Below are 17,922 nucleotides of genomic sequence, written 5' to 3' on the forward strand. Positions count from 1 at the left end.
GGGCCAGCGGATGCGGCGGCGGCACAGGGAACCGGGGCTGCGGTGTCCGGTCAGGTGTTTGCTCCCAGCAGCGGCTCGCCGGGAACGTGCTGGCTCCGCTGGACGGCGCCGGGCTGGCCCGGGGTGTGCCGGCCCCGGCTGTACTGGCTTGCGGGGCGGGCCAGGCCGAAGTGCTCACGCAGCGTCCGTCCGGAGTATTCGGTGCGGAACAGGCCGCGGGACTGCAGGATGGGGACCACCTCGTCAGCGAACGCATCGAAGCCCCCGGGCAGCCACGGCGGCATGATGTTGAACCCGTCCGCGGCGCCTCCCTCGAACCAGCGCTGGATCTCGTCCGCCACCTGAACAGGAGTCCCGGCAAAAACGTAGTGTCCGCGGGCGCCGGCGAAGCGGTGCAGCACCTGGCGGACGGTGAGGTTTTCGCGGCAGATGATGTCCAGCACCAGCTGGCTGCGGCTGCCCGCCTTACCCGCGGTGGCCAGCAGTTCCGGCGGGAACGGCCCGTCCAGCGGCACCCCGTCCAGGTCGATGCCCAGCAGCTTCCGCAGGATCCCCAGCCCGTATTCGGGCTGGGTGAGCTCGTCGAACTCCTGCTTCAGCGCTTTCGCTTCGGCTTCGGTGGAGCCCAGGTACGGGCTGATGCCGGGCAGCACCAGGAGCTGTCCGGGGTCCCGGCCGAACGCCGCCGCCCGGGCCTTGATGTCCGCGTAGAACTCCTGCGCGCTGTCCAGCGACTGGTGGGCCGTGAACACCGCCTCCGCGTGTTCGGCGGCAAAGGCCTTGCCGTCCTCGGACGAACCAGCCTGCACGTAGACCGGGCGGCCCTGCGGGGAGCGCGGCGTGTTCAGGGGTCCTGCCACGCGGAAGTACCTGCCCTCATGCTCCACCGGATGGATCCGTGACGTGTCGGCGAAAATTCCCGTGCCGGCGTCGGCCACTACTGCGTCGTCCTCCCAGCTGTCCCAGAGCTTGCCCACCACGCGGACAAAGTCGTCAGCCCGGTCATAGCGTTCAGCGTGCGGCGGGTGCTCATCCAGTCCGAAGTTCTGCGCCGCCCGTTCCGCGCCGGTGGTCACGATGTTCCAGCCGGCGCGGCCGTTGCTGAGGTGGTCCAGCGAGGCGAACAGCCGGGCCGCGTTGTACGGCTCCAGGTAGGTGGTGCTGGCCGTGCCGATCAGGCCGATCCGCTCCGTGGCCACCGCAATCGCGGACAGCCAGGTGAACGGTTCGATCCGGAACCGGGTGGCGAACTGGACATTGCTTTCCAGCGCCGGGCCGTCCGCGTAGAACACCGCATCCAGCTTGGCGGCCTCGGCCCGCTGCGCCAGCTCCTGGTAGAACCGGATGTCCAGCAGCCGGTCGGTGTGGGACTTCGGGTGCCGCCACGCGGCCTCGTGGTGGCCGCCCGGATAGATGAACAGGTTGAGTTTCAGCTGCCGGCCCATCAGAACGCGGAGCCGATCGATGCGAGCTCCGGAGCGGCCGCATGGGCGTACTGGTTCTCCGGGCGGCGAAGGCCGTAGTGCTCCCGGAGTGTCCGTCCGGTGTATTCGGTGCGGAACAGCCCGCGCTCCTGCAGGATGGGCACCACCTGGTCCACGAACGTTTCCAGCCCGGAGGGGAGCACCGGCGGCATGATGTTGAACCCGTCCGCCGCGCCGCCGTCGAACCATTCCTGGATGGCGTCCGCCACCTGCGCCGGGGTGCCCGTGAACGTGCGGTGCCCGCGGCCGCCGCCCAGCCGGCCAATCAGCTGCCGGACGGTGAGCTGCTCGCGGCGGGCCAGCTGCACGATCAGCGTGTAGCGGCTCTTGGCGCCCTCGATTTCGTCCTCGCTGGGCAGGTTGTCCGGCAGTTGACGGTCCAGCGGCAGGTCTTCCGGCTCCACCCGCAGGGTCTTGGCGAGCTGGATCCGGGCGTACTCGGGCTTGATCAGCCGGTCCAGTTCGCGTTCCAGCTCCAGGGCTTCCTCCACGGTGGCGCCGATGACGGGCACGATCCCGGGGAGGATCTTGATGGTTTCCGGGTCGCGGCCGGCAGCGGCGGTGCGGGCCTTGAGGTCGCGGTAGAACTCCTGCGCGTCGGCAAGGGTCTGGTGCGCGGTGAACACAGCGTCCGCGTATTTCGCGGCGAGGTCCTTGCCGTCTTCAGACGAGCCTGCCTGCACGATCAGCGGATGGCCCTGCGGGGAGCGGGGCACGTTGAGCGGTCCGCGGACCTTGAAGTGTTTTCCCTCGTGGTCCACGGTGCGGATCCTGTCCGCGTCGCCCCACACGCCCTCATCCTTGTCGGCCAGGACGGCATCGTCCTGCCAGCTGTCCCACAGCTTCTGCGCCACCTCGATGAACTCGCCGGCACGCTCGTACCGGACGGCGTGGGCGGGCTGATCGTCCACGCCGAAGTTGCGGGCAGCGTCCGGCCCGGCCGTGGTCACCACGTTCCAGCCGGCCCGTCCGCCGCTGGCCCAGTCCACCGAAGCGAAGCGGCGGGCCAGGTTGAACGGCTCGTTGTAGGTGGTGGAGGCGGTAGCGATCAGCCCGATCCGCTCCGTGGCGCCGGCGATGGCGGTGAGGAGCACTGTGGGCTCGAGCTTGCCCGCGGGGCGGCGGCCCACCTCGCCGAACAGGACGGGGGAGTCGGCGAAGAAGATCGAGTCCAGCCGGCCGCGTTCGGCGGTGCGGGCGAGGTTCTTGTAGTGCTCCACGTCGGTGCTGGCCTGCGGGTCGCTTTCCGGCAGCCGCCAAGAGGCCTCGTGGTGGCCGGTGCTCATGAGGAAGGCGTTGAGGTGGAGGTGGCGCTGCGGTTCAGTGGGCGTGCTGCTCATGGAAGGCTCCTTGGAAAGTTTTGGGTTAGCGGCCGACGGCGGCGGGCTGGGCGGGGTGGACGGGTTCCGGGGCGTGCGGGGCTTCGACGCCCAGGGCGGTGAGCAGGTCGCGGCGGAGGGCTTCGTGGCCGGCGGCATCGGCTGACGAAGCGATCCCCGGTGCAACAGTGCGCACGGTGGCGATGCGCCCGTGGTCCAGCACCACGATCCGGTCCGCCAGGGCGATGGCCTCGTCCACGTCGTGGGTGACCAGCAGGACCGCCGGCCGGTGCGCGGCCACGAGGTCCTGGAGCAGGCCGTGCATCCTGATCCGGGTCAGCGCGTCGAGGGCGCCGAACGGTTCGTCTGCCAGCAGGAGCTGCGGCTCACGGACCAGGGATCGGGCCAGGGCGACGCGCTGCTGTTCACCGCCGGACAGCTCGTGCGGCCAGGCTTTTTCGCGGCCCGCGAGCCCCACCTCGGCGAGGGCCCTGCGCGCCCGGCTCTCGGCGTCGTGCTCCCGCAAACCAAGGGTGACGTTGCCCAGGACGGTGTCCCACGGCAGGAGCCGGGAGTCCTGGAACACCACTGACACGCGGTCCGGGACGCTGATGACGCCGCTGCCGCGGACGTCGTGGTCCAGCCCTGCCAGGGCGCGGAGCAGGGTGCTCTTGCCGCAGCCGCTGGGTCCAAGGAGTGCCACGAATTCGCCGGGTGCGATGTCCAGGTCCACGCCGTTCAGGACGCCTTTGGGCCCGAAACTGCGGACCACGTCCCGCACGGACACCGCGGCCTTGGCGGCGTCCGCGGAGGGGTTGGTGAGTGGACGGGATGCGACGGCGGTCAGCCCGCCAGGGTGCGCTGCCATGAGAGGGCCTTTCGTTCGATGAAGCGGACAATGCCGTCGGAGAGCAGGCCAAGGATGCCGTAGACAGCCAGGCCGAGGACGATGATGTTGGTTTGGCCGTAGGTGCGGGCGAGCTCCATCATGTAGCCGATACCGCTGGTGGCGTTGATCTGTTCCACCACCACCAGCGACACCCACGCGCCGGTGACCGCGAAGCGCAGGCCCAGGAAGAACCCGGGCAGGGCGCCGGGGAGTACCACCTTGCGGATGAAGCCGGCCCGGCTCAGGCCAACGGTCTGTGCCAGTTCCACGTAGCGCAGGTCGATGCCGCGCAGCCCGGCGTGGGTCTGCAGGTAGATCGGGACGAACACGCCCAAAGTGATGGTGAGGACCTTCATGGTCTCGTCGATGCCGAACCACAGGATCAGCAGCGGGATCAGGGCCAGGCCGGGGATGGCGCGCTTGATCTGCACGGGGCCATCGATCAGTGCTTCGCCGATCCGGCTCAGCCCGGCCAGGAGTGCCAGGGTTGCGCCGACAACGATTCCGAAGAACAGTCCCAGGCCCGCGCGCTGGGCGGAGATGGCGAGGTTCTCCTGGAACCGGCCGTCGGCGATCAGCTCCCCTGCGGTGGCCACCACGGTCCAGGGTTCGGAGAGGATGCGCGGATCGAGGATGCCGGTGGCGGACGTGACGGTCCAGAGTGCCAGCAGCGCTCCGGGGCCGAGCAGCCAGGCGAGCCGGCGGCGCCTGCCCGGGCCCAGCCGCTTGCCGGTGGGCCGGACGTCGTCACGCTTATCGAGGTCCGGGTCCAGATGGGGTTCGACGGCGGGACGGTCCAGTACGGCGCTCACGCGGCACCTGCCGTGGCGGCCGCGGCGAAGGACGTGCCGCCGATGGCCTCGAACCGGGTGTCGTAGAGGTCCGTGGCCTTCAGTTGCGGCTTCTTCTGTTCGCGGGACAGCAGGTCGATGGTCTGCTGGTGGCGTTCGATTGCCTCGGTCCACGAGGTGGGGATGTCCCGTTTTCCGGTGGCTTCGATCAGGTACTGGCCGTCCTCGCGGGACAGGCCCTGGTCCTTGACGTAGTAGCCGGCCAGCCATTCCTCCGGGTGGTCTTCCACCCAGCGCTGGGCCTTGCCCCACACCTCCACATACTTGGCCAGTGCGGCTGCCTTGGCGGGGTCGGCCAGGACGCCGGCGGGGGAGTAGAGGTGGCCGGGGTCATCCCGCAGGCCGTGGCGGAGGGTGCTGGCGCCGTCGTCCTTGTATTTGGCGAGGTAGCGCTTGATCTGGACCCCGCCCAGTGGTGCGGCGTCCACCTGCTTGCTGGACAGTGCGGAGGCGTAGGCGTCGCCGGTGCTGGGCAGTTCCACGAGCTTCACGTCCTCCTGCGTGAGGCCGGCCTTGTCCAGGATGCGCAAAACCAGGGCGCCCTGTGCCTGGCCGGGGCTGTACGCCACCTTCTTGCCGCGCAGGTCCTCCAGCTTCGTGATCCCGGCTCCGGGCGCGACGCCGAGTTCGTAGATGGGGTGGTTCACGGCGTCCTGGCGGTAGACGGCGGCGATGATGCGCACGTCAAGGCCGGTCCAGGTGGCGTGGATGGGCGGGATATCGGCCACCGAGCCGACGTCCAGGGCATTGGCCCGGAACGCTTCGGTGGTTTGTGGCCCGCCGGAGAGGTTGGCGAACTCCACGTTGATGCCGGCCAGTTCCTTGTTCAGGCCGGAGAGTTCCAATGCCACGCGGATGCTGGGGTCGCCCACCGTGATGGTGGTGCCGGGCGGTACCGATGACGCCAGCGGGGCGAGGGCTTCCTGGCTGATCCGCTCGCCGCCGGCGGTGGCGGAACCGCCGCAGGCCGTAAGGAGCCCGACGGCGGGAATCGCCAGGAGTGCCCCGAGCGCACGGCGCCGGGTGAAAGGGGGTGGGGAGGATGCTGCGAAGGACATGGGTGCCTTTCGGAAGGAATGCGGGCGAATCCGGGCAGGGCAGGCTAAGGCTCGTGGCCCGGAAGGCGGGAAAGGGGTGAAAGGGGAGTGCCGGCGTCGGGCGAATCAGGCCCGACGCGCCGGCCCCCGCTGCAAGGAAATCTGTGGGGCTGCGGCCGAAGCTAGCGCCGTGTTGCTGCCATTCGGCGGGGCGGAGATATTCGGGAGCAACAATGCGGACCCCATGTGGTGCTGCCGTGCATTCGGCTGGATGAATCAGACATCAGGTCCTCCTGTCTTTGATGGGGCCGGGTTGGGCTGGCGCGGGTTGAAGCTGGTGGGTGCTGCAAATCGGCCTGGCCGGGACCGTGAAAACTACCTAAGCACGCATCTCAGGGGCTTGGCCAGCACTTTGCGGCGGACGCTCAACGGGACGCAACGGCGCTACATATTCGGGTGCTGCACGGTCAAAACAGGCAACCCTGCGCCACGAACCGCAACGGGGTGTCATGTGACTGGAACTGCGGGCTAGTGAGGCTAGCGGGCCAAGCGCGTCCTCTCGACCAAGTTTCCGGTGACCCATGCCGGCGCCGCCGGCGTTGCCGTGGGGTCGGCGAAGAACTCTTCCATCGCTGCCACGGTGCGGTCCAGGGTGTGCACGTTGCGAGCCGCCACGGAGGCTGTTCCGTTCGCCACCGGCACCTCGACGGTGCCCGTGGCGGACCCGGCACCGGGCCCGAAGTCCTGCAGCTCCGACCACCGGTCCGCGTTTCCGGTGTCGCTGTTCCGGTGGCACACGAAACCCACAGTGGCAGAGCCAACGGCTTCGAACCGGGAGGTGCCGTACTCCACAACGAGCGCTCCGGGATTCGTCCCGTCCAGGGCGCGGAGGGCGGCCAGGGCTGCATTCTTGGCATCCTCTTCCGAGCCGAACGCCGCGCCGTCAACAATCCAGTCGCTGTAGACCCGGTACCCGCGGGCCGTGGGCATGATTTGCCTCATTTCCACACCCAAAACGCGGGAAGACCATCCCATTTCGAAGTCGTATTCGCCTGGCGTGATTGAGGAGGCAATTTGGTCACGGTTCTCGAAGGACACGCCGTCGGAGTAGTGCACCGGACCGCAGTCCGATGTTTCCAGCTGAACCCCTGCGGTGGAAGCGGAGCCGCGGGTTCCGCCGGAACTGGTGCTCGGTGCGGCAGACACCACGTCGCAGCGGACGGTCCGGACATCCCAGGAATCCCCGAAAATGGTTACCACCATGACAAGGGCAAAGAGCAGGAAGGCGCCGCCGCACAGCCGCCAAATCCAGGGTGAGGCAGCCTTGAAGGCCCTCGCCACCGGCGAAAGCGCCCGGGGCTGGCGTTCATCACCCGCGTCCGTTACAGCCAGCCGCGTCCCACCGTTATCGTGTGTATCCCCCATGACGGCAAGCCTAGTAGGGCGGCGTCGGGGATGCGCATCGATTGAAGGCAGGCGATGATCTACCTATGACTACACGCCGGCCTGTGGTGAAAGCGCATCAACCTGTCCGGCGTGCACCGTCCGCTGCCCTGTCGGTGCGGTTCATGGTTGCCGCAGCTCTCGCCGCCACCCTGGTGGCCGTGGCAGGGTGCACGGTGGACCAGTCGCCCCCGCCTGCAACAGGAACGCCGGCTTCCCCTACTTCGTCTGCACCGGCACCGTCCTCTCCGGCCTCCTCCACTGCGGACAGTCCATCGCCCACCGTGGCAGCCACCATCGCGGGCACCCCGCAGCCGGTGGCCACCGGCATGGAGGCTCCGTGGTCGGTGGTGTTCCGCGACGGCGTTCCGCTGGTCAGCGAACGCAACAGCGGCCGGATCCTGGAGCTTGCCGCGGACGGCTCGGCGCGGTCCATCGGCACCGTGGACGGCGTGGCCGCCCGCGGGGAAGCCGGTCTGCTCGGCCTCGCCGTGGGCAACGGCGGTGACCTCTTCGTCTACTCGACGGCGGAGGACGGCAACCGTGTTCAACGCTTCCCGGTCACCGGTACGCGTGGCTCGTTGTCCCTGGGGCAGCCGCGGACCCTCCTGGACGGGATCCCGGCGGCTGGCAACCACGACGGCGGCCGGATCGCCTTCGGGCCCGACGGCATGCTGTACGTGACCACCGGGGATGCCGGGCGGCGGAATGACGCCCAGGACCGGGACGCGCTGGCCGGAAAGATCCTGCGGATGACGCCCGAGGGCACCGTTCCAGCCGGCAACCCCTTCCCCGGATCCCTCGTCTACAGCTACGGACACCGGAACCCGCAGGGAATCGCCTGGGCTGATGACGGAACCATGTTCGCCACGGAGTTCGGGCAGAACACGTGGGACGAGCTCAACATCATCACCGCCGGAGCGAACTACGGCTGGCCAACGGTGGAGGGCATCGCGGACCGGGACGGCTTCGTGGACCCGGTGCAGCAGTGGCAGCCAGGTTCGGCCAGCCCCAGCGGGATGGTCCACACCGGCGGGACCCTGTTCATCGCGAACCTGCGCGGGCAGGTGCTGCGGTCCGTTCCGGTTTCGGATCCGTCCACCTCTGGCGAGCACTTCGGACGGGAGTTCGGCCGGCTCCGCGACGTCACGGTGGCACCGGACGGCAAGCTGTGGCTGGTCACCAACAACACCGACGGGCGGGGCAGCCCACGGCAGGGCGACGACCGGATCCTCGCCGTTCCATTGGGATAGCACCTACAAGGTTGGGGCCCGTTGCGGCGGGCACCGCCGGTCCTGATGCCGGGTCAGTTCCGGGCGCCCGCGTGGGCCAGTTCCACGATGTTCTCCGTCACCGCCCAGGACGCGAGCAGCTTCAGGGCCTGGTCCGAGGCGCTGCCGGGGGTGGCCGGATAAACCGTCAGGGAATGCCCGGGGTCTTCCTCCAGCCCCAGGACCTGGTAGTTCAGTTCCAGCAGGCCCACCACGGGGTGCTGGAAAAACTTGGTCCCCGCGTAGTGGCGCCGGACGTTGTGGGCAGCCCACCGGGTGCGGAACTCGTCGCTGCGCATGGACAGCTCGCCGATGAGTTCGGCAATGCCCTTGTCGTGCGGGTTCCGCCCCGCCTCGCGCCGCAGGATGGCCACATTGGTGTTCGCGGCACGCTCCCAGTCCGTGTAGAAGGTGTGAGCCCGGGGGTCCAGGAAGATGAACCGTGAATGGTTGGCGGGACGTGCCGGTCCACGGTACATGTCCGAATACAAGGCGTAACCGAGGGTGTTCGCAGCAACGATGTCCAGCCGGTTGTTGCCGATGAACGCTGGAGCCCCGGTGATCGTGTCCAGCAGGTACTGCAGCTCCGGGCGCACCCCCGCCGCCGGAGCAGTGGCGGCACGTTTGCGCCCCGACGTGTTGGCGGTGCGGGCAAGGTCATAGAGGTGGTCGTGCTCGGCACGGTCCAGTTCCAGCGCACCGGCGATGGCATCCAGCACGCTGTCCGAGACCCCCGTCAGGTTCCCCCGTTCCAGGCGCGTGTAGTAGTCCACGCTGACGCCGGCCAGCCTGGCCACTTCCTCCCGGCGGAGCCCTGGCACCCGCCGCCGCCCACCGTAAGGTTCAATGCCTGCCTGTTCGGGCGTGATGCGCCCGCGGCGGGTGGAAAGGAACTGCCGTACCTCGGCTCGGTTATCCATACACGACACGTTACGACGAATGCCCGGGCCCTAAGGAGGGTCTGCCATAACCCGTTACAGCAGGGCCCTCGCTACCGGCCCCAATAACAGGTGTGATGGAGAACATCCCATCCGCAGCCAAAGGTAGGACTGCCAGTACTAGGTACAACAGGGCCACCGAGGCAGGCCCGTTTTGCAGATTCCAGGCCCACAGCGCCGGTAGCATTTTAGAGATCCCCCAAGAAGCACAGGAGAACCATGACCACCGTCAAGGCATACGCATCCCCGTCCGCCACCGAGGACCTGGTTGCAACCACCATCGAACGCCGCGAAGTGGGACCCCACGATGTCCTGATCGACATCAAGTTCGCCGGCATCTGCCACTCCGACATCCACACCGTGCGCGGTGACTGGGGCCCCCAGCAGTACCCGCTGGCCCCCGGCCACGAAATCGCCGGCATCGTCACCGAGGTTGGCTCCGAGGTCACCAAGCACAAGGTCGGCGACCGCGTCGGCGTCGGCTGCATGGTGAACTCCTGCCGCGAGTGCGTGAACTGCCAGAAGGGCGAGGAGCAGTACTGCCTCAAGGGCAACGTCGGCACCTACGGCGCTGTTGACCGCGACGGCACCATCACCCAGGGCGGTTACTCCACCCACGTCGTCGTCACCGAGGACTTCGTGGTGACCATCCCCGAAGGCCTGGACCTCGACGTCGCCGCCCCGCTGCTCTGCGCCGGAATCACCACCTACTCACCGCTGCACCACTGGGGCGCAGGTCCCGGCAAGAAGGTCGCCGTCGTCGGCCTCGGCGGCCTCGGCCACATGGCCGTCAAGATCGCCCACGCCATGGGCGCTGAGGTGACGGTCCTGTCGCAGTCCCTGAAGAAGCAGGAAGACGGCCTCCGCCTGGGCGCCGACAAGTACTACGCCACCAGCGACGAGAACACGTTCTCCGAACTCGCCGGCCACTTTGACCTGATCATCAACACGGTCAGCGCCTCGATCGACATCAGCTCCTACCTGCAGCTGCTGACCCTCGACGGCGCACTGGTCAACGTGGGTGCTCCCGCCGAGCCGCTCCCGGTCAACGCCTTCGCCCTGATCGGCGGACGCCGGTCCTTCGCCGGCTCCATGATCGGCGGCATCCGCGAAACCCAGGAGATGCTCAACTTCTGCGCCGAGCACGGCATCGGCGCAGAGATCGAGGTCATCCCGGCCGAGAAGATCAATGAGGCCTACGAGCGCGTCCTGGCCTCGGACGTCCGCTACCGCTTCGTGATCGACACCGCCACGATCTAAGCCAGTAAACGTGCGACGGCGGCCCGCTCCGGAAGGAGCGCGGCCGCCGTTCGTGCGTTAAGTCCGTGCAGGACCGCCACGTAGATCCCGCCGTTACCGGGCGCAACGGTTGGGCGCCAATCGGATGCCGGCCAGTTCAAAACCGGGCGGCAGTCCCACAATTGAAGGACTTATCTTGCGAGGCCCGGGAGGGTGTCATGAAAGCGTTCCGCGGGTTGCTTCCCGTTTTGGTCCTGGCCGCGGTGGCCGTAGCGGGCTGCGGACAGCAGGCCGGCCCGCCGCAGTCCACCACCTCAGCTCCCTCCCCGCCGTCGATGCAGCCGTCCGTCCCGTCCGCTGGGACAGGTACAACGACGACCCCGGCGCCCACTCCCACCAGCACCAAGGGGACCTGGGCAACGTTTACGACGGCGGACGGGCAGCTGGCGTTCGACCACCCCGCGGGCTGGAGCGTCCGGGATCCGGCAGGGGAGCTGCCGGAAGGCGGCTGGGCCTTTGCCGAGGTCACCAACGAGGCCGGCAAGCCGCTGGCGACGCTGCGGACGAACATGGCCACCGGCTCCACCTGCACGGAGAAGTACCCGTTCACTGAACTAGAATCCCAGCAGCTCCCTGCGCTGGCCCAGGCCGGAACAGTGCCGCGCTTCGTATACGAAACACGCGGCAATTCCGGCACCCCCGGGCCGGACAACACCCCGGCTGCGGCCTACGGCATAACCGTCTCCGCCGCACCCGACGGCGACCTGGCCTGCCCGATCTTCCAGTTCTTCACCTGGCCGCCCACTGCCGCCATGTTCGGTGCGTTCTATAACCCGGAGAACAACACCACACCCGGCAGCGAGTCGCTTCCGTACCTGGAACAGGCCCGAAAGTACATGGACACCACGGAATACCAGAACATCCGCCGGATGATTACCTCGCTCCGCCCGGCCGGGTGACAGTCCAGGCGTGCCCGGTTTTGAGTTCCGGTCCCGCAGCCCGGCCGCTAGGTGGGTTCCTTCCTGAGTTCGCGGAGGATTTCGAGTTGCTCACGGTTGACTGATATCAACAGTTCGATCTCCTCCTTGGCCCTGAGGTTTGTGTCGTAGTCGTGTTGGGCCATGGCCGCCGTGATGGCGTCCTGCCTCTTGGCAGCGATGAGGAGAATTGCACCCTGGAGCCCTGCCAGCATGGAGAGCAGCAGATTCAGGAGTATGTAGGGGTACGGGTCCCATGCGTTGGACGCCAGTGCCCACGTGTTGATGGCAGCCCAGATCATCATGAAACCGATGAAGCTGCCCACGAATGGCCAGCTTCCCATCCCGTTGCGCATGACGTCGGCGGCGCGCTGGCCCGGCGTCAGTGACGCAAGGTGTTTGTCGTGCCAGGTCTGTGTGTGATGGTCCATGACTCAGACTAGAGCGCGGGGCCCGGCATTGAGGGACCTGCGGTGGAGCCGGAACAGGACTTCGACGGCGAGGGCCCCGGAGAGGCCGGCCAGCACAGATGCCGTGAGGTGTTCCAGTGACAGCACCTCGAAATCGAAGAAGTCCCGCAGTGGGGGCAGTGTCAACAGGAGAACCAGGGCAGCGTACATGGCAACGATGATGATGGCCCGCCACCGGTTCAGCGGCCGGGAGAGAACTACCAGCACCCAGAGCGCTACGAGGGTCAGCACGATGACGGAAGCCGTCCGCATTTCCTTGGTGCCAATATTCAGCTGCAGGGAGTATGCGTTGATGGCGAGGATTGCGAGGGCCGTGATGAGCCCTGCCGGTACGGCAAATGAGAGTGAGCGTTTGAGGAAACCGGGGTGGTAGCGGCGGCTGTTGGGCATCAGGGCGAGGAAGAAGGCGGGGATTCCTATGGTGATGCCGTCGGTAGCCGAAAACTGCCGGGGAAGCAGTGGGAATGCCCAGAGCATGGCGCCGAACGTCACGGACAGAATGACGGCGTAGGCCGTCTTGGCCAGGAACAGCATCGAGACCCGCTCAATGTTGGCAATCACGCGCCTGCCCTCCCCGACCACCGACGGCAGCCTGTCGAACCGGCCGTCCAGCAGCACCAGCCGCGACACAGCCTTGGTGGCGGCTGCGGCTGAGTCCATGGCAATGCCGATGTCGGCTTCCTTCAGGGCCAGGGCATCATTGACCCCATCGCCGGTCATGGCCACGACGTGGCCCCGCCTTTGCAGCGCCTGGACCATGGCCTTCTTTTGGGCCGGGGTTACCCGGCCAAACACGGTGTGGTCTTCCATGACACAGGCCAGGGATTCGGGGTCCTCGGGCAGCTGCCGGGCGTCAAAGCCGTTATCAGTGGCCAGTCCGACCTCCCTGGCGACAGCTGCCACCGTCCGGGGGTCATCCCCTGAAATGATCCTCAGGCCCACGCCCTGATCCCGGAAGTAGGCCAGCGTTTGTGCGGCGTCGGGCCGGACTTCTTCCCGGAAAGTGAGGAGGACGGCTGGAGCCAGTCCGGCGGGAAGAACCGGTTCATCCTGACCGGTCCAGGAACCCGTTGCCGAGTGTGCCAGGACAAGGGTCCGCAGGCCCGTGGCGGCCAGGACGGCGGCCGCCTCCAGCACGGGGACGGCGCCGGCGTCCCTGGCATCGAGGACAATCTCGGGCGCGCCCAGCACCCATGCACCGGCCGTGGATGCCTGGGCTGGGAAACTCGCCGCGCTCCATTTCCGGGCCGAGGAAAACGCGACGGACGAGTCCGGGCCGGCGCCGTCGTCGTTCGGGAAGGAGCTGGCCAGGCACTGGGCGGTGGCGTTGGCGTCAGGGTCCGCGCCGAACCAGCCCAGGACCCTCGCCCAATCTTCCGGCGGCGCGGCACCGACGTGGTGTGCGGCGTCGAAAGCGATCCTGCCGAGGGTGAGCGTCCCTGTCTTATCGAGGCACAGCACGTCCACCCGGGCAAGCCCCTCCACCGCGGCCAATTCCTGAATCAGGACCTTCTGGCGGGCGAGCCGGACGGCGCCAACGGCAAAGGCGACGCTGGTCATGAGAACCAGTCCCAGCGGAATCATGGCAATGATGCTGGCGACGGCGCCCACGGCACCGGTTTGCCACCCGCCGGTGGCGATTGCCTGCTGCCACCCGCCCTGTTGCTGCATTTGCGCGTTGGCGACGATAGCCATGATGGGCAGCAGGGCCACGGTGATCCACCGGAGGACGCGGTTGAGCCCCGCACGGATCTCCGAGTGGACCAGCGAGAAGCGCTTGGCCTCGGCCGTCAGGCGGCTTGCGAAGGACGCAGGTCCAACTCGTATGACTTTTGCCCTGCCATGGCCGCTGACCACGCTTGAACCGGATAACACCTCGGCGCCAGCCTCCTTGCCCACCGGATCCGATTCACCGGTGAGCAGCGACTCGTCAACCTCAAGCCCCTGGGCGTCCAGCACCAACGCATCGGCAGTGACCTGGTCGCCGGCGCGAAGGACCAACACGTCGTCCTCGACCACGCCTTCGACGTCGATGTCCCGGACCGCACCGTCCCGGAGCACCCGCGCCAGCGGTGAGTTCAGGACGGCAAGGTGATCAAGGGACTTCTTGGCCCGGTATTCCTGGATCACGCCTATCAGTGCGTTGCTCGCCGCCGCGAAGCCGAACAAGGCATCCCGCCATTGGCCCAGCAACAGAAGCAGGAGGAAACTGCCGGCGACGATGGCGTTGAACAGGGTCAGGACATTTGCCCTGAAAATGTCCCACAGGCTCCTGCTGGAAAAGTCCGGCATCACATTGGTGGAGCCGGCCTCGACCCGCGCTGCCACCTCACCGGCGGAAAGACCTGCTGTTCCGGTGGTCGTCGGGGGAACAACGTTGGATTCCTTGCCGGCCCTCGAAATACCCTTCTTCATCACAGCTTTCCCAGTTCCGTGGGAAACGGGGAGTCCATCGTCGTTCCTTTGATCGGCCGGGGCGCTCCAAGGCACAGGCCGCCGTTCGGCGGCACCGCTGCCCTGCACGAGTTGCGCTAAGCGTATACCTCCGGTTCGCAGCGCCATACTGCCGGATTCGGCACCGGCACTGCGGTACGGAGTCACCGCGACGCCGCCCTATATTGTGACGCTTGACACGTGTTAGGTACTCGGTCTACAGTTCCTAACACGTGTTAGGAAGGAACTAGACATGACCGGAGCCATAAACGGGCAGCTGCGGCAGATCACCCGCCGCACCGCCCTGGGTGCCCTGGGCGCGGGAATCATCGGAGCATCCGTGGCGTCGTGGCCCCGGCTCTCCGGGACGGACATCCCCGGCCGCGGGGACAACAGCCTCAGCATCGCCATCCTGGGCACTGCAGCGGACGCCGCCGCCCGCCAGCGCGCCATCGACGCCTTCAGCAGCCTTCACCCGGATATCAAGGTGAAGGTCCAGGCCATCCAGGCCGTGGACTGGAAGGACTTCTTCACCAAGATCCTCACCATGGTGGCTGCAGGCACCCCGCCGGACGTGGTCTACGTGGCCACTGAAGGTGCCCAGCTCTTCGCCGAGAAGCTGGCCCACCCGCTGGACGAATACATCCGCCGCGACGCTGCGGACATGCGGGAGTTCTTCAGCGATGTCCACCCCAGCCTGGTGGAAGCGTTCATGTACAAAGGCAGCCTCTACCAGCTCCCCATGGACTGGAACGCGGCCAACATGTACTACAACACCGCGGCGTTCGCGGAAGCGGGGCTGGACCGCCCGGCAGATGACTGGACGCATCTCGATTTCCGCAACAATCTCGCCGCCATGCGCAAGGCCCGGCCCTCGGACTTCACCCCGTACTACTGGACCAACCGGCTCTTCGGCGGCGTGGTGCCCTGGCTCTACGCCAACGACACCAGCTTCCTCAAGGAAACCCGGTCCACCGGCGGAGACTGGCTCTGGGACGGCTTCTATGCCAGCGACCCCTCCCGCAGCCTCCGTTCCGGCGGCTACCAGTGGCTGGAACCCAACGCCAATGATGACCGCGTCTTCGAATCCTTCGACTACCTCCGCGGCCTGGTCAAGGACGGGCTCGGTGTCCGCCCGGAAGAAGGCGGCGGCAACTCCCTGGTGGGCCTGTTCGCCTCCAACCGGATCGGCACCACGCCTGCCGGCGGCTACTGGGTGCAGGGCCTGCACGAGGCAGGCATGGCCGAAGACGGCTTCGACGTCCAGTTCTTCCCGCGCTGGAAAACGCAGCGGCACCAGTTCGGCACCGCCGGATACGCCATGATGAAGACCGCCAAGGACAAGGACGCCGCCTGGGAATGGATCAAGTTCAGCTCCAGCCGCGAGGCAATGGAACTGATCTTTCCCAACCCCGCCACCACGCCGGCCCGCCGCTCCATGGTCAACGAAAAGCTCTACGCCGGCAAGGGGCCCGCACACTGGAAGGTCTTCTACGACACCCTGGACAGGTTCCCCACCACCGGCCCCATCCCGGCACCGCCCCAGCAGGCCGCCGTCGAAACGGCCCTGATGAAGAACGTCTCACTCGCCGTCAGCGGCGACGAACAGCAGCTCAAGCAGGCCCTTGCATCGATGCAGCGCGACCTTGAAATTGCCTTGAGGAGGCAGCCATGAGCACCACCATCCCGCCGCGGGAAAGGCCGCGGCAGGACGCCCGGCCGGACAAGCCCGCGCCGGCCCGGGGCAGGAAAGGCGCCTCCGGCAACCGCCACAGCCAGCGCTGGCTGGCCTGGGTCTTCCTGGCCCCCACCATCCTCGGCATGGGCCTGTTCACGTTGATCCCCATCGTGGCGTCCGTGGTCCTTGCCTTCTTCCGCTGGGACATCATCTCCGCACCGTCCTTCGTGGGCTTCAACAACTTCGCCGAAGTAGTGCAGGACCCCACCGTCCGGGTGTCATTCCTGAACACGATCGTGTTCGTGGTGGTGGCCGTTGCCCTGCAACTGGGTCTGGCCCTCGCCCTGGCCATCATGGTGCAGGAGAAGATGCCGGCGTGGCTGCGGGTGTTCTTCCGCTCCGCCTTCTTCTTCCCGCTGATCCTCTCCGCAGCGTCAGTGTCCATCTTCATGCGGTACCTCTTCAACGAACAGTTCGGCGTGGTCAACTGGCTCCTGTCCCTGGTGGGCATCCCCGCGGTCCCGTGGCTGACCACCCCCGGCGGGTCCGCCGCCGTCGTCATCCTGGTCTACGTCTGGCAGAACTTTGGCTTCTCGTTCCTGCTGTTCATCGGCGGCCTGGCGTCCATCCCGGTGGAGACCTACGAGGCCGCATCCATTGATGGCGCCACCGGCTGGCGCAAGCACCTGCACGTGACGCTTCCACTGCTCAGCCCCACCACTCTGGTGGCTTCCGTCATGGCCATCATCAGCGCCCTCCAGGTGTTCGACCAGCCGTACGTCCTCACCCGGGGCGGCCCGGGCGACTCCACCCGCACCGCCGTCATGGTGATCTTCGAATCGGCCTTCCAGCGGCTCGAATTCGGCCAGGCATCTGCCATCGGCGTGCTGCTCACCCTGATCATCATGGCCATCACGGCCGCGCAGTTCCGGCTCAGCAAACGATTCGTCTTCTACCAGTAAGGCCAGCCATGACCACCACCACTGAGCACGGCCTGGCCTCCGGGCCCACGCCCCGGCTCTCCGCAGGCCTCCCGGCCGTCCGCACTAACGGGCGCAGATTCAGCTGGAACACCGCCCTCCGCGTGGTCCTGCTGCTGATCGCCGCGGCCGTGACCCTGGGACCGGTGCTGTGGACGCTGTCCACCTCGCTGCGTTCGCCGTCGGAATCCTTCAAGCTGCCGCCGTCGTTCATCCCCTGGAACCCTGACTTCACGTCCTACAGCCAGGTGTTCCAGCAGCTGAACATCTTCCTGCTGGTCCTCAACAGCGCCCTGGTCACCGGCCTGATCGCCGTGGGCCAGATGGTGTCCGCGGCGCTGGCCGGCTACGCCTTCGCCCACCTGAAGTTCCGCGGCCGCGGCGCACTGTTCTCCATCGTCCTGGCCACCATGATGGTGCCGGTGCAGGTGACCATCGTGCCCGTCTTCATGCTGATCCGCGGCATGGGCCTGTCCGATACCCTCCTGGCGCTGATCCTGCCGGCCATCCCGACGGCGTTCGGCACCTTCCTGATGCGGCAGTACTTCCTGGGACTGCCCACGGAGCTGGCCGAGGCCGCCTCGATCGACGGTGCCTCACCCTGGCGGACCTTCCGCTCGGTCTACGCGCCGCTGGCCATGCCCGGCATGGCGATCGTGGGGATCCTGGCGTTCAACTTCCACTGGAACGAGTTCTTCCGTCCCCTCATCCTCACCATCTCCGAACAGAACTTCACGCTTCCGCTGGGCCTCGTCTCGCTCCAGGGCAACCTGGGCACCGGCAGCATCTCGGTGGTCCTGGCAGGCGTTGTCCTGTCAATGATCCCGGCGCTGGTGGTCTTCATGTTCGGCCAGCGCGCACTCCAGGCCGGCCTCACCGCCGGCACCGGCAAATAACCTACCCACCCGAAAGG

At 67.3% G+C, this 17,922-nt stretch carries 15 protein-coding genes; 6 read left to right on the forward strand and 9 right to left on the reverse strand.

Translation table 11 applies throughout. From position 1 onward, the window contains the following. Nucleotides 1-50 precede the first annotated feature (50 nt). The 6 genes from QE394_RS12705 to QE394_RS12730 form a co-directional block, all read right to left on the reverse strand. A complete protein-coding gene (locus QE394_RS12705) occupies nt 51-1,445 on the reverse strand; it encodes an LLM class flavin-dependent oxidoreductase (RefSeq protein WP_349034690.1) in 1,395 nt (464 codons plus the stop codon). Continuing rightward, nucleotides 1,445-2,824: an LLM class flavin-dependent oxidoreductase gene (locus tag QE394_RS12710; RefSeq protein WP_349034691.1), complete on the reverse strand. Its 1,380-nt coding sequence runs from the start codon at nt 2,822-2,824 to the stop codon at nt 1,445-1,447. The genes QE394_RS12705 and QE394_RS12710 overlap by 1 nt, the downstream gene beginning before the upstream one ends. A gap of 25 nt (nt 2,825-2,849) precedes the next feature. After that, a complete protein-coding gene (locus QE394_RS12715) occupies nt 2,850-3,671 on the reverse strand; it encodes an ABC transporter ATP-binding protein (protein WP_349034692.1) in 822 nt (273 codons plus the stop codon). After that, nucleotides 3,647-4,504, reverse strand: coding sequence for an ABC transporter permease (locus QE394_RS12720; protein ID WP_261620239.1), 858 nt, complete (start codon nt 4,502-4,504; stop codon nt 3,647-3,649). The genes QE394_RS12715 and QE394_RS12720 overlap by 25 nt, the downstream gene beginning before the upstream one ends. Continuing rightward, entirely contained in the window at nt 4,501-5,601 is a 1,101-nt protein-coding gene (locus tag QE394_RS12725; protein ID WP_349034693.1) for an ABC transporter substrate-binding protein, read from the reverse strand. The genes QE394_RS12720 and QE394_RS12725 overlap by 4 nt, the downstream gene beginning before the upstream one ends. A 516-nt stretch (nt 5,602-6,117) precedes the next feature. Then, the gene (locus QE394_RS12730) at nt 6,118-7,005 is read right to left on the reverse strand and encodes a hypothetical protein (protein WP_156368351.1); all 888 of its coding nucleotides are present in this window, start codon (nt 7,003-7,005) and stop codon (nt 6,118-6,120) included. Between the two features lie 143 nt (nt 7,006-7,148). On the opposite strand from QE394_RS12730, the gene QE394_RS12735 reads away from it, so the two are divergent. After that, complete coding sequence (locus QE394_RS12735; protein ID WP_349034694.1) at nt 7,149-8,276, forward strand: PQQ-dependent sugar dehydrogenase; 1,128 nt, start codon at nt 7,149-7,151, stop codon at nt 8,274-8,276. A gap of 53 nt (nt 8,277-8,329) precedes the next feature. On the opposite strand, the gene QE394_RS12740 is transcribed toward QE394_RS12735, so the two are convergent. Further along, nucleotides 8,330-9,214 (reverse strand): helix-turn-helix transcriptional regulator, encoded by an 885-nt coding sequence (locus QE394_RS12740; RefSeq protein WP_349034695.1) that lies wholly within the window; start codon nt 9,212-9,214, stop codon nt 8,330-8,332. Nucleotides 9,215-9,451: 237 nt separating this feature from the next. Between QE394_RS12740 and QE394_RS12745 the strand changes: the two genes are divergently transcribed. Next, nucleotides 9,452-10,492 (forward strand): NAD(P)-dependent alcohol dehydrogenase, encoded by a 1,041-nt coding sequence (locus QE394_RS12745; protein WP_015938430.1) that lies wholly within the window; start codon nt 9,452-9,454, stop codon nt 10,490-10,492. Between the two features lie 197 nt (nt 10,493-10,689). Then, on the forward strand, nt 10,690-11,430 hold the full coding sequence (locus tag QE394_RS12750; protein ID WP_349034696.1) for a hypothetical protein: 741 nt from the start codon (nt 10,690-10,692) through the stop codon (nt 11,428-11,430). A 47-nt stretch (nt 11,431-11,477) separates the two neighbouring features. Here QE394_RS12750 and QE394_RS12755 read toward each other — a convergent pair whose 3' ends face one another. Both QE394_RS12755 and QE394_RS12760 read right to left on the reverse strand, forming a co-directional pair. Continuing rightward, a complete protein-coding gene (locus QE394_RS12755) occupies nt 11,478-11,879 on the reverse strand; it encodes a DUF1003 domain-containing protein (RefSeq protein ID WP_261620244.1) in 402 nt (133 codons plus the stop codon). A 3-nt stretch (nt 11,880-11,882) separates the two neighbouring features. Further along, the gene (locus QE394_RS12760) at nt 11,883-14,333 is read right to left on the reverse strand and encodes an HAD-IC family P-type ATPase (protein ID WP_349034697.1); all 2,451 of its coding nucleotides are present in this window, start codon (nt 14,331-14,333) and stop codon (nt 11,883-11,885) included. A 271-nt stretch (nt 14,334-14,604) separates the two neighbouring features. Between QE394_RS12760 and QE394_RS12765 the strand changes: the two genes are divergently transcribed. From QE394_RS12765 to QE394_RS12775, 3 genes are read left to right on the forward strand one after another with little or no spacing between them, the layout of a single operon-like run. After that, entirely contained in the window at nt 14,605-16,026 is a 1,422-nt protein-coding gene (locus tag QE394_RS12765; RefSeq protein WP_056077769.1) for an extracellular solute-binding protein, read from the forward strand. Beyond that, nucleotides 16,023-16,991, forward strand: coding sequence for a sugar ABC transporter permease (locus QE394_RS12770; protein WP_056077766.1), 969 nt, complete (start codon nt 16,023-16,025; stop codon nt 16,989-16,991). The genes QE394_RS12765 and QE394_RS12770 overlap by 4 nt, the downstream gene beginning before the upstream one ends. Before the next feature lie 8 nt (nt 16,992-16,999). Continuing rightward, the gene (locus QE394_RS12775) at nt 17,000-17,905 is read left to right on the forward strand and encodes a carbohydrate ABC transporter permease (protein WP_349034698.1); all 906 of its coding nucleotides are present in this window, start codon (nt 17,000-17,002) and stop codon (nt 17,903-17,905) included. Nucleotides 17,906-17,922 lie beyond the last annotated feature (17 nt).

Origin of the sequence: Pseudarthrobacter sp. SORGH_AS 212 (assembly GCF_030818145.1) — a bacterium.
In the GTDB taxonomy this organism is placed as follows: domain Bacteria; phylum Actinomycetota; class Actinomycetes; order Actinomycetales; family Micrococcaceae; genus Arthrobacter.

Bases quoted from the DNA above. Each gene is read 5' to 3' on its own strand.
- QE394_RS12740 (WP_349034695.1), bottom strand. From the start codon at position 9,214: ATGGATAACCGAGCCGAGGTACGGCAGTTCCTTTCCACCCGCCGCGGG.
- QE394_RS12765 (WP_056077769.1), top strand. From the start codon at position 14,605: ATGACCGGAGCCATAAACGGGCAGCTGCGGCAGATCACCCGCCGCACC.
- QE394_RS12710 (WP_349034691.1), bottom strand. From the start codon at position 2,824: ATGAGCAGCACGCCCACTGAACCGCAGCGCCACCTCCACCTCAACGCC.
- QE394_RS12725 (WP_349034693.1), bottom strand. From the start codon at position 5,601: ATGTCCTTCGCAGCATCCTCCCCACCCCCTTTCACCCGGCGCCGTGCG.
- QE394_RS12760 (WP_349034697.1), bottom strand. From the start codon at position 14,333: ATGAAGAAGGGTATTTCGAGGGCCGGCAAGGAATCCAACGTTGTTCCC.
- QE394_RS12770 (WP_056077766.1), top strand. From the start codon at position 16,023: ATGAGCACCACCATCCCGCCGCGGGAAAGGCCGCGGCAGGACGCCCGG.
- QE394_RS12715 (WP_349034692.1), bottom strand. From the start codon at position 3,671: ATGGCAGCGCACCCTGGCGGGCTGACCGCCGTCGCATCCCGTCCACTC.
- QE394_RS12730 (WP_156368351.1), bottom strand. From the start codon at position 7,005: ATGGGGGATACACACGATAACGGTGGGACGCGGCTGGCTGTAACGGAC.
- QE394_RS12705 (WP_349034690.1), bottom strand. From the start codon at position 1,445: ATGGGCCGGCAGCTGAAACTCAACCTGTTCATCTATCCGGGCGGCCAC.
- QE394_RS12755 (WP_261620244.1), bottom strand. From the start codon at position 11,879: ATGGACCATCACACACAGACCTGGCACGACAAACACCTTGCGTCACTG.
- QE394_RS12775 (WP_349034698.1), top strand. From the start codon at position 17,000: ATGACCACCACCACTGAGCACGGCCTGGCCTCCGGGCCCACGCCCCGG.
- QE394_RS12745 (WP_015938430.1), top strand. From the start codon at position 9,452: ATGACCACCGTCAAGGCATACGCATCCCCGTCCGCCACCGAGGACCTG.
- QE394_RS12735 (WP_349034694.1), top strand. From the start codon at position 7,149: ATGGTTGCCGCAGCTCTCGCCGCCACCCTGGTGGCCGTGGCAGGGTGC.
- QE394_RS12750 (WP_349034696.1), top strand. From the start codon at position 10,690: ATGAAAGCGTTCCGCGGGTTGCTTCCCGTTTTGGTCCTGGCCGCGGTG.